Annotated in this window: 12 protein-coding genes and 2 pseudogenes; 7 read left to right on the forward strand and 7 right to left on the reverse strand. The window is 66.0% G+C overall.

The genetic code is table 11. The features are described 5' to 3' along the window. Positions 1-51: 51 nt before the first annotated feature. From MVG78_RS20075 to MVG78_RS20095, 5 genes and pseudogenes are all read right to left on the reverse strand, one after another. Positions 52-381: pseudogene (locus MVG78_RS20075) on the reverse strand (integrase core domain-containing protein); the annotation flags it as partial. Between the two features lie 262 nt (positions 382-643). After that, the gene (gene pdxA / locus MVG78_RS20080; protein ID WP_247560979.1) at positions 644-1,681 is read right to left on the reverse strand and encodes a 4-hydroxythreonine-4-phosphate dehydrogenase PdxA; all 1,038 of its coding nucleotides are present in this window, start codon (positions 1,679-1,681) and stop codon (positions 644-646) included. Next, on the reverse strand, positions 1,678-2,214 hold the full coding sequence (locus MVG78_RS20085) for a nucleotide-binding domain containing protein (RefSeq protein ID WP_247560981.1): 537 nt from the start codon (positions 2,212-2,214) through the stop codon (positions 1,678-1,680). The genes pdxA and MVG78_RS20085 overlap by 4 nt, the downstream gene beginning before the upstream one ends. 95 nt (positions 2,215-2,309) lie before the next feature. Continuing rightward, positions 2,310-2,957 (reverse strand): annotated as a pseudogene (locus tag MVG78_RS20090) (four-carbon acid sugar kinase family protein); the annotation flags it as partial. A gap of 6 nt (positions 2,958-2,963) precedes the next feature. Continuing rightward, positions 2,964-4,373 carry a sodium:solute symporter family protein gene (locus MVG78_RS20095; protein ID WP_247560983.1) on the reverse strand — a complete coding sequence of 470 codons (1,410 nt, stop codon included), beginning with the start codon at positions 4,371-4,373 and terminating at the stop codon, positions 2,964-2,966. 301 nt (positions 4,374-4,674) lie between these two features. On the opposite strand from MVG78_RS20095, the gene MVG78_RS20100 reads away from it, so the two are divergent. The 6 genes from MVG78_RS20100 to MVG78_RS20125 all read left to right on the forward strand — a co-directional run bounded on the left by MVG78_RS20100 (position 4,675) and on the right by MVG78_RS20125 (position 10,795). Beyond that, positions 4,675-5,367 carry an SDR family NAD(P)-dependent oxidoreductase gene (locus MVG78_RS20100; protein ID WP_247561120.1) on the forward strand — a complete coding sequence of 231 codons (693 nt, stop codon included), beginning with the start codon at positions 4,675-4,677 and terminating at the stop codon, positions 5,365-5,367. A gap of 132 nt (positions 5,368-5,499) precedes the next feature. Then, positions 5,500-6,393, forward strand: coding sequence for an IclR family transcriptional regulator (locus MVG78_RS20105; RefSeq protein WP_345892904.1), 894 nt, complete (start codon positions 5,500-5,502; stop codon positions 6,391-6,393). 33 nt (positions 6,394-6,426) lie between these two features. Beyond that, on the forward strand, positions 6,427-7,557 hold the full coding sequence (locus MVG78_RS20110) for an iron-containing alcohol dehydrogenase (protein ID WP_247560985.1): 1,131 nt from the start codon (positions 6,427-6,429) through the stop codon (positions 7,555-7,557). A 12-nt stretch (positions 7,558-7,569) separates the two neighbouring features. Beyond that, positions 7,570-8,778, forward strand: a complete 1,209-nt coding sequence (locus MVG78_RS20115) for a sialidase family protein (RefSeq protein ID WP_247560987.1) — start codon at positions 7,570-7,572, stop codon at positions 8,776-8,778. Beyond that, positions 8,775-9,704, forward strand: coding sequence for a dihydrodipicolinate synthase family protein (locus MVG78_RS20120; RefSeq protein WP_247560989.1), 930 nt, complete (start codon positions 8,775-8,777; stop codon positions 9,702-9,704). Before MVG78_RS20115 ends, MVG78_RS20120 begins: the two co-directional genes overlap by 4 nt. A 110-nt stretch (positions 9,705-9,814) precedes the next feature. Continuing rightward, the gene (locus MVG78_RS20125; RefSeq protein WP_247560991.1) at positions 9,815-10,795 is read left to right on the forward strand and encodes a Bug family tripartite tricarboxylate transporter substrate binding protein; all 981 of its coding nucleotides are present in this window, start codon (positions 9,815-9,817) and stop codon (positions 10,793-10,795) included. Between the two features lie 151 nt (positions 10,796-10,946). On the opposite strand, the gene MVG78_RS20130 is transcribed toward MVG78_RS20125, so the two are convergent. Then, positions 10,947-12,110: a mandelate racemase/muconate lactonizing enzyme family protein gene (locus MVG78_RS20130; protein ID WP_247560993.1), complete on the reverse strand. Its 1,164-nt coding sequence runs from the start codon at positions 12,108-12,110 to the stop codon at positions 10,947-10,949. Positions 12,111-12,259: 149 nt separating this feature from the next. On the opposite strand from MVG78_RS20130, the gene MVG78_RS20135 reads away from it, so the two are divergent. Further along, complete coding sequence (locus MVG78_RS20135) at positions 12,260-13,168, forward strand: LysR family transcriptional regulator (protein WP_247560995.1); 909 nt, start codon at positions 12,260-12,262, stop codon at positions 13,166-13,168. 225 nt (positions 13,169-13,393) lie between these two features. On the opposite strand, the gene MVG78_RS20140 is transcribed toward MVG78_RS20135, so the two are convergent. Continuing rightward, positions 13,394-14,104 carry a ribonuclease activity regulator RraA gene (locus MVG78_RS20140; RefSeq protein WP_247560998.1) on the reverse strand — a complete coding sequence of 237 codons (711 nt, stop codon included), beginning with the start codon at positions 14,102-14,104 and terminating at the stop codon, positions 13,394-13,396. Between the last annotated feature and the right edge of the window lie 255 nt (positions 14,105-14,359).

Genomic DNA, 14,359 nt, shown 5'->3' on the forward strand with positions numbered 1-14,359 from the left:
ATGGCGCAGAGTGGAGAGCCGTGCCCATCCGATCGCCCTCGCCGAGACACGTCATACAGACATCGTAATCATAAGGCTTGCGGGAACGTTAATGCCGTTGATGCACAGTATGGCCCACCAAGTGTTCAGTCCCGGCATTTGATGGAGCGAATTGAACCTGAACCGCTCTGGCTCAGCTGTCCACTGCTTGCAGATGAACTCATAGGGCGTCAGGGCCTTCAAACGATGGCCAAAGTTGTAGACATCAAGGAAGTCGGCGAGTTGGCGCCGCAACCAAGAGTGATCATCGTAGTGGAAGCGCTTGACGGCCGCGTCCTTGATGGTCCGGTTCATGCGCTCGACCTGACCATTGGTCCAAAGGTGCTTCACCTTGGTCAGCCGAATTCACCGAATTCGTCAGGCGCGAGACCGCCCGCTGGAGCAGGCTCAGCGAGGAGCGGAAGATCCAGCACGCCTGACGTTTCCGGGCGGGCGCGCGGTTCCCGCCTGCCGCACTGCCAAGCGGAACTCCCTGATCCCGCAGCGAAGAGCCGCCCCAAGATCCTCGCAGTTGGACAGGTTCTTTGCTGCGCCGGGGCGTAGCGTCGCTCGCCACGCGCCGGAGCCGCCCTGCCAGGATCCCGAACAGGCTGCCGCGGGACGATCAGGCCATGACGGCCTGCTGTCGGCGCGGGGCGAGGTCCGCAGCCTGCCGAAGCGCTTCGACGAGGCTGCCGTCATCGGCGATGCCCCGGCCCGCGATGTCGAAGGCGGTGCCATGATCGACCGAGGTGCGGATCACCGGCAGGCCGATGGTGATGTTCACCCCTGCTTCCAGCCCCATCACCTTCACCGGCCCGTGGCCCTGATCATGGTACATCGCCACGACCAGGTCGAAGTCGCCACGCGCGGCACGGAAGAAGAGTGTGTCGGCGGGCAGCGGGCCCTCGACCTGCCATCCCTTGGCGCGGCACGCCTGCACGGCGGGGATGATCTTCTCCTCCTCCTCGCCCTGGCCGAAGAGTCCGTTCTCCCCGGCATGCGGGTTGATGCCGCAGACGCCGATGCGGGGCTCCGCGATGCCGGCCTTGACCAGCGTGGCACGGCCGCGGGCGATGACGCGTTCGACCAGGCCAGGCTCGATCCGCCGGATCGCGTCCATCAACCCGATATGCGTGGTGACGTGGATCACGCGCAGCTTCGGTGCGACCAGCATCATCGAAACCTCCGGCGTGCCGGTCAGATGCGCGAGCAGCTCGGTATGGCCGGGGTACTTGTGGCCGGCCGCGTGCAGCGCCTCCTTGCTCAGCGGCGCGGTGCAGATGGCGTCCGCTTCGCCCGCCTCGACCAGCCGTGTGGCGCGTTCGATGTAGCGGTAGGCGCCCTCCCCCGAGAGTGGCAGGACCTGCCCGAAGGGATGGCCAGCCGGGATGATCCCGAGATCGATCACATCCACCGTGCCGGGTTCGTAGCGCGCTCCGGAGGGTTCGGCGAGCGGCCGCACGGTGAGGCTGGACCCGATGATGGCGCCGGCCTCACGCAGCCGCACCGCCTCGCCCACCACCAGCGGGCGACACAGGGCGTGGACCTCCGGCCGGGCCAGGGCCTTCATGATGATCTCCGGCCCGATGCCCGAGGCGTCGCCCATGGTGATGGCGATGATGGGGCGGTCCTGGGCAAGGTTGTCCTGGTTCTGGGTCATGTCCGTTTTCCGAGAAGGTCGTGCAGGCGGGCAAGGCTGTTCAGCAGGCTACGCTCATGGCCGAAGGCACCGGCCTTGGTCATCACCGGCACGCGCAGCGCACCCTGGGTGATGCCGAGCGGCACGCCGGGTTCCACCTCCTCCAGCAGGCGGATGCCGTGTACGCCGAGGGTGGTGAGCAGGGCACAGGCGGTCTCGCCGCCGGTGGCGAAAAGGCCGGCCATGCGGGTGCCCGCCTGGGCGAGGAGCAAGGCCAGGGCCTCGGCCAGGGCTGCCCCCTGGCGCAGGTTGGCGCTGGGATCGGGCGCAATCTGCACCAGCGTGTCGTGCCCCTGGTCCAGGGAGGCGGCGATCTCCGCCGACAAAGGCGCCCAGCCTGAGCCGGCTGGGCCGGCCAGCAGCAGCGACGGCGCGACAGTGAAGGGGATGGCGCCGCCTTCCGTGACCAGTCGAGCGGCGGCGTTGCGGGAGGCCTCGGCCACGCTGCCGACCACCAGCAGTATGCCGGCATCGTTGCGCGGCAAGGCAGGCATGGGGGTGTCCGTCCTGTCGCCGGCAGGGCCTCGGCCAAGGCGGCGGCGATGCCGCCCGACCCGACCCAGAACAGCCGTCCGGCCAGGGGCAGGCTGGCACGGGCCAGGAGACCGAGATCGTCAGCTGTCTCGGCATCACAGACCACCGCGTCCAGCCTCCCGGCCAGGGCCTCATCCAGAGCATGGCGCAGCGCTGCGGCCAGGGCGGCCTCATCCCGCAGCACGGTCAGTGGCAGGACGGCGTTGCGCAGCCCCTCGGTCCGGAGCGCCTCCGGCAGATGCGCGCTGGCATAGGTGTGATCGCGTGCCCAGAGCGGGGTCTGCTCCAGCGGTATGCCGTCGAGATGGATGCGCCCCTCCATGGTCGTGCGGCCCGTTCCAGGGAAGGCCGGGGCGACGAGGGCCAGGGAAGGGCCGGAGGCGGCACGCAGGGTTCTGAGCGTGGCCGCAAGCTCCGCCATCGGCTCGCCACGCAGGGTGGAGTCGATCTTCTTGATCAACCCCTGCCCGGACCGGTGCAAACGGGCCAGCAGGGCCGCGTGCCGGGCGGCGGCGGCCCCGGGCGAAAGGCGGCGGCTGTCGGCATCCACCGCCAGGACCGTGCCGTCCGCCCGCTCCGCCACACCGCCCTGCCCCAGGCCCGCATGCCAGCCGACCCCGGCCTCCAGCCCGCGCCGCGCGAAGGCGATCGCGCAGTCCGCGGCACCCGTCAGGTCGTCCGCCAGGATCAGCCAGCGCTCCATGGGGCCTCAGTGCTCTGGCAAGGCAGGCGTGGCGGAGCGTACCGGGAAGAGACCGCTCAGCACGCGTTCGGCCACCAGAACCGCCGCAGGCACCACCGCCGCGATATAGATGTTGTCGATGCCATAGGGGTTATCCAGTACGTACCAGATCGTCGTGGCCACGGCAGCAGCAAGCAGCCCCAGCGTGGCGCCGCGATTGCTCCTGAAGAAGGGGAGATAGAAGCCCATCACGGCGACGATGGAAATGGAGAGGCGCAGGGCACGCGTGAAGAAGGAGAGCTTCAGGATCTCCGGCACGAAGAACACGAAGATCAGCGGTGCGAAACCGATGGCCAGGGAAATCCACCGGGTCATCCGGAACTCGTGCTCAGGCGTCGGCTTCGCATAAGGCACATAGAAGTCCTTCACGATCAGCGATGCCATGGCAAGGGCAACGGTGCTGACGCTGACGAAGACCGAGGCCACGAGCGAGGTGGTCACGAGGCCTGCCAGCCAGGGGTTCATCGCCTGGAGGAACATCGGCAGAGCATAGAGGCTGTTGCCGGTCGGCTGCAGGAACTTCGCCGCGACGCCGATCAGCCCCAGCGCGATGCCCAGCGGCAAGCACCATGCCGCGGCATAGAAAGCCGAACGCTGGGCCGACGCCTCATCCTTGTTGGCTGAAATGGCCTGCATGATGAACTGGGTCGAGAAGATCGCGCCCACCGTGCCGATGATCCAGGCAATGATCGTGGGCACGCCGATCTTACCGGTCATGCTGAAGTATTCCGGCGGCAACCCCTCCACCATCGGGCGGATACCTCCGGTCATGGACAGGGCGAAGCCAAGGATCAGCGCGATGCCGATGACCTTTACCCCACTGTGGAGGATCGTCACATAGGCGACACCTTTCAGGCCGCCGAAGACATAGTAGAAGGTGCTGACGATCGCGATGATGAACATGCCAAGTGTCAGATTGACCTTGAGCACCGTGGAGAGCGCGGCCGCACCCGAGACATAGTTCCCCACATTCACCAGCAACAGCGCATAGATCATGATCAGGGAGACGGTGAGCTTGGTGGAACGGCCGAATTTCTGATTGATGGCGCCGGAGATCGTGAACTCGCCGGAGGCATAAAGCCGCCGGACGAAGAAGAGGCCATAGAGCAGAAAGCCGATGGCCGCTCCGACCACGGACCAGGCGGCGGCGATCCCATAGTTGAAGGCCTCCTGCGACGTGCCGACGGTGGACTTGGCACCAATGAACTCGCTCATCAGCAGAACGCCGATCACGGCCGCCGGCATGGCTCTGGAGCCCACCATGAACTGCGAGCTGTTCCGGCTGCGCAGTTTTATCGTCAGCCAGGATGTGACAGCGATGTAGGCGACGATGATCGCGATGATGATCGCGCTCTCGCCGGCATTGAACTGGTGCATTCCTGCGTCCCCTACTGCACACGAAGGCTCTCAGAGCCCGGTCGATGGCCCGGCAGGAGCTCGGTGGAACGATGGGACCCCGGATCAGCGAATATCGTCATGTCCGTGGCGTTTCCCCCCAGCGCCCCTGAAGCCCTGTTTGCGTTTATTCTTATGTTCGGATTGCGAACTTTAGTTCTCTAATTTACAAGCCTCATATCGGTGCGTGGGCCACGCCGTCAACAGCCTTTTGCGCCTGGGCATCAGTGGAAAGGCCGTTCTCGAAGCAGCCCGCATTTCCAGCAGGAGGAGCACAAGCAGCATGACGACAGTTCAGGCCACGGCACCCCATGCCCTCGTCACCGGCGCAAGTTCCGGGATCGGCGAGGCCATTTCGAGGTTGCTGCTCAGCAGAGGCTGGCGCGTCACAGGGCTGAGCCGGCGTCGTCCCCGGATCGATGATCCGGGTTTCGAGCACCGTGCGGCGGACCTGTCCTCTCCGCGGAGCCTCCTGGATGCGACCGAGAACCTGTCGGTCCAGGCTTTCGTTCATGCCGCCGGACTGATGAGCACCAACCCCCTGGGCCATCTGGAGGCCGAAGCGGGAATGGCGATGTGGCAGCTGCATGTGCAGGCTGCCAGCATCCTCGCTGACAGGCTTCTCGATGGCATGGGCCCGGGTGGCCGGATCATCCTGATCGGCAGCCGGACCGCGACCGGGGCGGCGGGGCGCAGCCAGTACGCGGCCACCAAGGCGGCGCTCAACGGGCTCGCGCGCTCCTGGGCTGCGGAGCTGGCGCCCCGGGGAATCACGGTGAACCTCGTGTCACCAGCGGCAACCGATACGCCCATGCTGAACGACCCGTCACGCGTTTCATCGGCCCCGCGCATTCCTCCCATCGGGCGCCTGATCCGGCCGGAGGAAGTCGCTGGGACGGTCGCCTTCCTGTTATCGGGCGATGCAGCCGCCATCACAGGGCAGAACATCGTGATATGCGGGGGGAGCTCACTCTGAGCCGGTAGAAGGGGCCGATACCGGGGCTGCTTCCGGAACCGGCAGCAAAGATGAGTTGACAGACATCGGGCAGAGGGCGACTGTATGGCCAAACGAACACAAGTTCGCAATCCGAACATAAAGGGAGAGGCGGTGAACACCGCTGTGGCCAGACAGCCCGCACCGGCGGACATCGCCTCCGTCCCTAAGGGCGGGGGAAAAACCGCTGCCGACAACCCGAAGAACATGGTGCAGTCCGCGGCAAAGACCTTTGCCGTCCTGAAGGCTTTCGCCCCCGAATACCCGGAACTGACCCTGGCCGAGGTGGCCACCCGCGCCGGTTTGGACAGAGGCACGGCATTTCGTCTGATCCATACCCTGGAAGCCCTGGGCTATCTTCGCGCGGTGCCAGGCACCCGGCGTTTCCGCCTGACACTGCAATGCCTTGAGCTCGGCTTCGCGGCCCTCTCGGCGAACGGCCTTTCCGACCATGCCGTGCCCTTGTTGCGTGAGCTCGTGCCCGAAGCCGGAGATGCCGCTTCCCTCGGCACCATCGATGCGGGGGACGTCGTATATCTGGCGCGCGTCCAGATTGGGCTCGACCGCCACAACATCCTGCGCCATCCAGGCACCCGGGTTGGCGCTTATGCGACAGCACTGGGCCACGCCATGCTGGCTTACCTGCCTCGCGCGCAGCAGATTGACCACCTGGAGCGCCGTGAACGGGTCAAGCTCTCCGATCGGACCATCACCGATCTGGGCGCGTTGCTGGATCGGCTCTCCCAGGTGAAGGAACGCGGGTTCGCGATCTCGGATGGCGAGAACGCCTACGGGCTGCGCACCGTCGCCGTGCCTATCCTGGACGAAGAGGGGCATCCTGTCTCCGGCGTCAGCCTCACCATCGATGCCAACCGAGACCAACTGGAAGACTTCGTGGCAGCCGGCCTGCCGCGCCTGCGCGGCGTGGCAGACGAGTTGACCAAGGCCATGCTGCTGACACGAAGGGCCGTCCAGCCGCGACCGGCGAAGACCCAGAGCGGAATCTGACTTCAGACCGAGTTCCATGCGTGAGAGCCGAACATGAATGACCTGCTGACACCCATCGAGATCGTCCGTCCGCCCATCGTCGAGTTCGGCGGTGGTCTGGTCTCGGCCGCCGGCCGCTGGGCGCGCGCGCGTGGCTACAGGCGGCCGCTGGTGATCTCTGACGCCTTCAATGCCAATCGCGTGGAACTGCTCGATCTGCCTGGCCATGTCACGGTTTTCGGCGAGGTGAAGCCGGAACCCGATCTGCCGAACCTGGAGAAAGCCCTGGCCCTCGCGGAGCAGGTGCAGCCGGACCTCGTTGTTGGATTTGGCGGCGGCAGTGCCATGGACCTCGCCAAGCTCGTGGCCGTGCTACCGGGCAGCGGGCAGAGCTTCGGGCAGGTGGTAGGGCCGGAGAAGGTTGCGGGACGCAAGCTTGGGCTCTTCCAGGTGCCAACGACATCCGGCACAGGCAGCGAGGGCGGTACGCGCGCCCTCGTCACCGACCCGGCGACGCAGAACAAGGCCGCGGTGCAAAGCCGCCATATGCTGGCGGATATCGCGATCATCGATCCGGACCTGACGCTGACGGTTCCGCCCGCTGTCACCGCGGCCACCGGCGTGGACGCCATGGCGCATTGCGTGGAAGCCTTCACCAGCCGCAAGGCGCACCCGCTGATCGACCTCTATGCGCTGGAGGGCATCCGCCTGGTCGGGCGCTTCCTGAAGCGCGCCGTGGCCGATGGCTCGGACCGGGAGGCGCGTGCCGGCCTGGCGGTGGCGTCCATGTATGGCGGCTTCTGCCTCGGCCCCGTGAACACGACGGCCGGACACGCCGTCGCCTATCCGCTTGGCACGCGCCATCACATCCCGCACGGCCTCGCCTGCGCTCTTATTTTCCCCCACACCCTCGCTTTCAATGCTTCGGTGACGGCGGAGAAGACCGCGCTGGTGCTGGAGGCCCTGGGCCTGCCGAAGAGCGTGGACGAAGCCGTGGTGCGGGGCGCCACGCATCGCTTCTGTGCCGATCTCGGGATCGAGATGCGCCTCTCCGCCCTGGGCGTGCCGCGCGACGACCTGGAGACGATGGCCAGGGAAGCACATGCCATCCGCCGCCTGCTGGACAACAATCCGCGCGACCTGACCCAGGACCAGATCCTGGCCATCTACGACTCCGCCTACTGAGAGGCCCGGACCATGATCCGAACGAATGAGAACGGGAAGCTGGAGCTGGGCGAGGTAGGCCGTGTACGTCCGGCCGAGGACGATCCGGCACGGCTGGAGGCCTTCCTGCCCCCGGCCACGGTGCAGAGCCATGCCGCGAACCTGATGCCTCTGCCCGATGGCTCGCTGGGCTGCGTCTGGTTCGGTGGCACGCAGGAGGGCGTGCCCGATATCTCCGCCTATTTCTCCCGCCTGGAGAAAGGATCGGACCGATGGTCGGCGCCGGTGCGGCTGTCGGACGACCCAACGAAGTCAGAGCAGAACCCCCTGCTCTTCCCTGCGCCGAATGGCGAGCTCTGGCTGATCTGGACGGCGCAGATTTCCGGCAACCAGGACACCGCCGTCGTCCGCAAGCGCGTTTCCACCGATAACGGCCGCTCCTGGGGACCCATCGAGACGCTGTTCGGCCCGCGGCAGGGCGGTGGCACCTTCATGCGCCAGCCGGTGGTGGTGCTGGACAATGGCGACTGGCTCCTGCCGATCTGGATCTGCACCAGCACGCCGGGCAAGAAGTGGGTCGGCGATGACGACACCAGTGCCGTGATGATCTCCTCCGATCAGGGGCGGAGCTGGACCGAAGTGGCCGTACCGGACAGCCTGGGCTGCGTGCATATGAGCATCGTCGATCTGCGTGATGGAACGCTCGCCGCCTTCTACCGCAGCCGCTGGGCCGACAATGTCTATGTCTCCCACTCCCAGGACCGGGGGCGGAGCTGGAGCGCGCCTCAGCCGACGGAACTGCCCAACAACAACTCCTCGATCCAGGTGACGCGGCTGAAGAACGGCCATCTCGCCATGGTGTTCAATGAGAGCAGTGCGGTGGATGCCACCGAGCGCCGCCTGTCACTCTACGATGATATCGAGGATGAGAGCGATGACGGCAAGGTCGTCGCGCCGATCGACCACAGCCGCCGCAGCACCTTCTGGGGTGTGCCGCGCGCACCGATGACGGTGGCGATCTCCGAGGATGGAGGCCGAACCTGGCCGATCCGGCGCAATCTGGAGACGGGCGACGGCTATTGCATGACCAACAACTCGCGCGAAGGGCTGAATCGCGAGTTCTCCTACCCCAGCATCGTGCAGGGTCCGGATGGACGTCTGCACATCGCCTACACCGTGTACCGTCAGGCCATCAAATACGTGACCGTCACCGAGGACTGGATCCGGAGCAACAACGCATGAGCGCGACTCTCGACAAGCCCATCCATGCCTCGGCCGCGGCCTTCAAAGGTCCGAGCGGCGTGTTCTGCGCGGCGCTGACCCCGCTGACTGCCGAACTGGCACCCGATCATGCCACTTTCGCTGAGCATGCGCGTTGGCTGCTGGAGGAGGGATGCGACGGCATCGCCATGCTCGGCACGACGGGCGAGGCGAATTCCTTCTCTGTCGGCGAGCGTAAGGCCTTGCTGGAGGCCACCATCGGCGCCGGTATCGCGCCGGATCGCCTCCTGCCCGGGACAGGCGTCGCCGCCTTGACCGAGACAGTGGAACTGACCCGTCATGCCCTGTCCCTGGGCGTCACGACGGTCGTGATGCTGCCGCCCTTCTACTACAAGAACGTCTCGGATGACGGGGTCTTCGCTGCCTATGCCGAGGTGATCGAACGTCTGGGCGACGCCAGGCTCAGGGTGGTGCTCTACCATATCCCGCAGATGTCGGCGGTGCCTCTCTCCCTCGCGGTGATCGCGCGGCTGATCGAGCGTTTCCCCGGGACGGTGGTCGGAATCAAGGACTCCGCCGGCGACATCGGGAACATGCTGGCCATGGTGGAGCGCTTTCCGGGCTTCTCCGTGCTCGCGGGCGCCGATCCGCTGCTCCTGCCGCTGCGGCGGCAGGGTGGGGCTGGCTGCATCACGGCCACGTCCAATCTCGTCGCGCGAGACCTGGCCTTCATCTACCGCCACGCCCTGGACGACAGCCGCTCGGCCGAAGTGGAGGCGGCGCAGGAGCGCGTGGTCACGATGCGGAACCGGGCCTCGCGCTTCGCGCAGATGGCATCGCTGAAGGCCCTGACCGCCGAACGGAGCGGTCACACGGGCTGGATGCGGATGCGGCCGCCTTTGATGGCCCTCAGCGCGGAGGAGAAGACAAGCCTTCTCGGCGGCTGAGATGGTGGCCGGCGTGCCCACGCTCGCCGGCCTCCCGTGAGATGCGGGACAAGCGACGACCGGCCAGGAAGGCCGGCGGGATAAAAACAGAACATCCGGAGGATCTGCCAATGAAGAGACGTGGCCTGCTTCTGGCCGCCGGTGCCGTGGGTGCCGGCACGCTGTCCATCCCTGCTATCCACGCCCAGGGCTCCTGGCCGCACGGCAAGCCCATCCGTGTCATCATCCCATGGCCACCCGGCGCCGCCAACGACACGCTGGGGCGTTTGCTGGCGCAACGTTTGCAGGAAAAGCTCGGCGCGACGGCCGTGGCCGAGAACCGCACCGGCGGCGCGGGGCTGGTGGGCACCAATGCCGTGCTACAGGCACCGAACGACGGCTACACGCTGCTCGCCTCCGCCTTCAACACCGCGGTCATGCCGCTGGTGCTGAAGGGGGCGAATTTCGATCCGCAGCGGGATCTGGAAGTCGTGGCGCGCACCGCGAAGGCACCGCTCGTCATGGTTTCTTCCGGCCTCCGTCCGCAGAAGAGCCTGAAGGACATCATCGCGGCCGCGAAGGAAAAGCCCAGGGAGTGGAACTTCGCCATCTCCTCGCTTGGCTCCGCAGGGCACCTGGCCACCATCGAGTTCCTCCGCCGCACCGGTCTCGACCTCGACATGGTGACCTATCGCGGGACGCAGCCCGCCCTGACGGATCTGATGGGTGGCAGCGTGCAATTGTTGATCGATCCGTGCTTCGCGCTGCTGCCGGCACGCGGCGACGGCAAGGTCAACGCGGTCGGCATTGCCACTGCGGAGCGCTCGGTTCTCGCGACCGACGTGCCGACAATGGCGGAAAGCGGTTTGCCGGGTTACGAGTTCCAGTCGTGGTATGGCGTCTGGGCGCCACGGGGAACACCCGCCGAGATCTGCCAGCGTATCAATACCCTGATGCAGGAAACCATGCGGGACCCCGAAATCGTCCAGCGGATGACAAAGCAGGTGCTGGAACCGGTGACGGAAAGCACCGAGGACAGCAAGGCTTTCATTGCCAGCGAGATCAAGCGTGCCGGAGAACTGCTCCGGAGCGTGAATTACCAACCGGAATAAAGGCTCCGCGACGCAGCGCAACTACCTGATGGATGAACCACGGATCGGGCGCTGGGTTTGCCATCGCGGGCGGGCCGCGTGAACGGGCCGGCGGGTCCCCGGCGGGCGAGGGAACAGTCCGTCTCCGCCTCCCGCCGGGTCCCCGAGGTGGTCAGGCCGCCAGTTCGCGCATCACCTTGATGAGGTCGGACTTGCCCTCGAAGCCAATGCCAGGAAGCTCCGGCATGGTCACGCGACCGCCCTCGACGCGCACGCCGTCAGGGAAGCCACCATAGGGCTGGAAGAGGTCCGGGTAGCTTTCATTGCCACCCAGCCCGAGCCCGGCTGCAATCATCAGCGACATCTGGTGCCCGCCATGCGGGATGCAGCGTGACGGCGACCATCCGAACTGCTTCAGCACCTCCAGGGTGCGCAGGTACTCCACCAGCCCGTAGGAAAGGGCACAGTCGAACTGCAACCAGTCACGGTCGGGGCGCATGCCGCCATAGCGCAGCAGGTTGCGTGCATCCTGATGCGAGAACAGGTTCTCGCCGGTGGCCATGGCGCCCGGGTAGAATTCGGACAGTGCGGCCTGAAGGGCGTAGTCCAGTGGATCACCCGCTTCCTCGTACCAGAAGAGCGGGTAGCCGCGCAGCATCTTCGCGTAGGCGATGCCGGTTTCCAGGTCGAAGCGCCCATTCGCATCCACGGCCAGTTGCGCCTGGCTGCCGACCTCCTTCAGCACCGCCTCGATCCGGCGCTGGTCCTCTTCGATGGAGGCGCCGCCGATCTTCATCTTGACCACGTTGTAACCACGGTCGAGGTAGCCACGCATCTCGGCCCGTAGCTGCTCGTCCCCCTTGCCAGGGTAGTAGTAGCCGCCGGCCGCATAGACGAAGACGCTCGGGTCCGCCTCACGCCCATGGCGCTCGGCCAGCAGGCGGAACAGCGGCTTGTCCTCGATCTTGGCCACCGCATCCCAGATCGCCATGTCGAGGGTCCCGACCGCCACGGACCGCTCGCCATGCCCGCCCGGCTTCTCGTTCCGCATCATGGCCGCCCAGACTTTGGCCGGGTCGATGTTATCGCGTGCCTCGTCCAGCAGGCTCGCAGGATCGGCCTCCAGGATCCGGTCGCGGAAGCGTTCACGGATCAGCCCACCCTGGCCGTAGCGGCCATTGGAATTGAAGCCGTAGCCGATCACGGGCCGTCCGTTGCGCACGACATCCGTGACCACCGCGACGAGGCTCGCGGTCATCTTGCTGAAGTCGATGTAGGCGTTGCGGATCGGGGACGCGATGGGTTTGGTGACTTCACGAACTTCGACGATACGCATCTGGCATGCCTCCACGGTCCTTGGGGGTCAGGGCCCTGCCCCCGGCTTCCCGGGGTTTCTTCCCCGTGACATCAGGTTGAGATACGGTCCCGTGTGGGGTGATCTCCAATGCCAAGAGTGACAATTGCTATGCGTGTTCGGCATCGGCCATGGAGCTGAACTGGCTCGAGGATTTCCTGGCGCTTGCCGAGCACCGCAACTTCTCCCGGGCAGCCGAAGCACGGAACGTCACCCAGCCGGCATTCAGCCGCCGCATCCGAGCGCTGGAGCATTGGGTCGGGACGCCACTGGTTGTGCGCTCACCGCAAGGGGTGATGCTGAACGCCGCCGGGGAGGCTCTGCGCGAAGGCGCTGCGGACCTGACCTGGAACCTCCACCAACTGCGCCGGAGTGCCTTGAGGGCAGCCGGGCGGGAGGGCGTCGCGCTGACGATCGCCGCGACCCACGCATTGTCCTTCACCTTCTTTCCTGGCTGGCTCCGCTCGTTTGCCCGTCTGGAGGATCTTGGTACACTGAACCTGGTGTCCGACACCATGGCTGCCTGCGAGCGTATCCTGCTGGCCGGTGATGCGGATTTCCTGCTCTGCCATACCTGCGCCGGCGTGCCGACCGACCTCGCGCCTGATGGCTTCACCAGTGTCGGCGTCGGCACCGACCTGCTCGTTCCGGTCTCGGCACCTGACGCCTCAGGTGCGGCCCGCTGGTCACTGCCGGGCACGCCGGCCATGCCAGTGCGCCTGCTGGCCTATAGCGGAGCCTCCGGCCTCGGCCGAATCCTGGAGGCGATGTGGAGGTCGAACCGCGATGCGCTGTCGCTCGATCCGGTGTTCACCTCGCCGCTCGCCGCCACCTTGCAGACCATGGCACGCCAAGGCCAGGGAATGGCATGGCTGCCACAGACCATGGTCGCCGAAGATCTCGCGTCCGGGCATCTGGTCCATGCTGGCGACGAAGGTTCCGCGATCGGGTTGGAAATCCGGCTTTTCCGCCCCTTGCGGCGACAATCACGAACCGCAGCGGCTTTCTGGGCAGCGGTATCGGAAGGGGTAGCGCCCTGATCGGTTGACTCGGGGCAGGTGGTACCAGCCGCGGAAAACGGAGCCACGATCCCGATCGGCCGATCATCGGGTCAACCGGAATTCGAGGCGGCCGCCGTGATGATAAGGCGGAGGATCGGACACCGGAGTGCACGCACCGGGTTTTCCTCCACCTCATGGCGGCGGGCCGATCGCTCGCCGCTCTCTTGCCAAGCGATAGCTGGACGATACAAGTCCGGCCCGGAATCAGCCTTTGGACTCGGATTTTGCCTTCTCGTAGCGTGCCTTGTTCTCCGCATTGGGCGGGTAGAGGCCAGGCAAGGATGCGCCGGCCTCCACCTCCTTCATGATCCAGCTTTCGAGCCGTTCCTGCTCAGGCGCCAGTTCGAGCACGGCATCGATCAGGGCAGCCGGGATGAGGACCGCGCCATCATCGTCCACGACGATGATGTCATCCGGAAAGACAGCCACCCCGCCGCAGGCGATCGGCTGCTGCCAGGCAACAAAGGTCAGACCTGCCACCGAGGGCGGTGCCGCCGCGCCGTTGCACCAGACCGGGAGGCCTGTCGAAAGCACGCCCGCAAGGTCACGCACCACCCCATCCGTGATCAGGGCGGCAATGCCCTTCTTGGCCATGCGGGCACAGAGGATGTCACCAAAGATCCCCGCATCCTGCACGCCCATCGCATCCACGACGGCAATGCAGCCTTCCGGCATCGCCTCGATGGCGGCACGGGTGGAAATCGGGGAGGACCAGGATTCCGGCGTGGCCAGATCCTCCCGTGCAGGCACGAAGCGCAGCGTGAAGGCTCTTCCGACGAGGCGCGGCTGACCAGGCCGGAGTGGTTTCGTGCCGCGCAGCCAGACGTTCCGCAGCCCCTTCTTGAGCAGGATCGTAGTAAGCGTCGCCGTCGTGACCCGGGACAGGGTTTCGATGATCTGGCTGTCAGTGGCCATGTGGAGCCTTGTACTGTCGCAGGTCATGCCGGTTGGACCTGACGGCCCGCTCGCCATGCCAGCCGCGTATGGTTGAAGCCGGCACGGTCCCGGCAAGCCCGCCATCGAGTGCGGTCCGCCGGAACACGCGTCACCGAGGTTGCGGGTTTTCCAGCATGAGAAAATACGCTTTCTTTCGCTTTCAAAGCTCAGGAAATCTGCTTTCTGCTGCTACAGGGAGAACCGGCTGCGGTCCGGGCGTGGTGAAGGAGTCGA

This window comes from Roseomonas gilardii subsp. gilardii (assembly GCF_023078375.1).
GTDB lineage: Bacteria > Pseudomonadota > Alphaproteobacteria > Acetobacterales > Acetobacteraceae > Roseomonas > Roseomonas gilardii.

Bases quoted from the DNA above. Each gene is read 5' to 3' on its own strand.
- pdxA (WP_247560979.1), bottom strand. From the start codon at position 1,681: ATGACCCAGAACCAGGACAACCTTGCCCAGGACCGCCCCATCATCGCC.
- MVG78_RS20085 (WP_247560981.1), bottom strand. From the start codon at position 2,214: ATGCCTGCCTTGCCGCGCAACGATGCCGGCATACTGCTGGTGGTCGGC.
- MVG78_RS20095 (WP_247560983.1), bottom strand. From the start codon at position 4,373: ATGCACCAGTTCAATGCCGGCGAGAGCGCGATCATCATCGCGATCATC.
- MVG78_RS20100 (WP_247561120.1), top strand. From the start codon at position 4,675: ATGACGACAGTTCAGGCCACGGCACCCCATGCCCTCGTCACCGGCGCA.
- MVG78_RS20110 (WP_247560985.1), top strand. From the start codon at position 6,427: ATGAATGACCTGCTGACACCCATCGAGATCGTCCGTCCGCCCATCGTC.
- MVG78_RS20115 (WP_247560987.1), top strand. From the start codon at position 7,570: ATGATCCGAACGAATGAGAACGGGAAGCTGGAGCTGGGCGAGGTAGGC.
- MVG78_RS20120 (WP_247560989.1), top strand. From the start codon at position 8,775: ATGAGCGCGACTCTCGACAAGCCCATCCATGCCTCGGCCGCGGCCTTC.
- MVG78_RS20125 (WP_247560991.1), top strand. From the start codon at position 9,815: ATGAAGAGACGTGGCCTGCTTCTGGCCGCCGGTGCCGTGGGTGCCGGC.
- MVG78_RS20130 (WP_247560993.1), bottom strand. From the start codon at position 12,110: ATGCGTATCGTCGAAGTTCGTGAAGTCACCAAACCCATCGCGTCCCCG.
- MVG78_RS20135 (WP_247560995.1), top strand. From the start codon at position 12,260: ATGGAGCTGAACTGGCTCGAGGATTTCCTGGCGCTTGCCGAGCACCGC.
- MVG78_RS20140 (WP_247560998.1), bottom strand. From the start codon at position 14,104: ATGGCCACTGACAGCCAGATCATCGAAACCCTGTCCCGGGTCACGACG.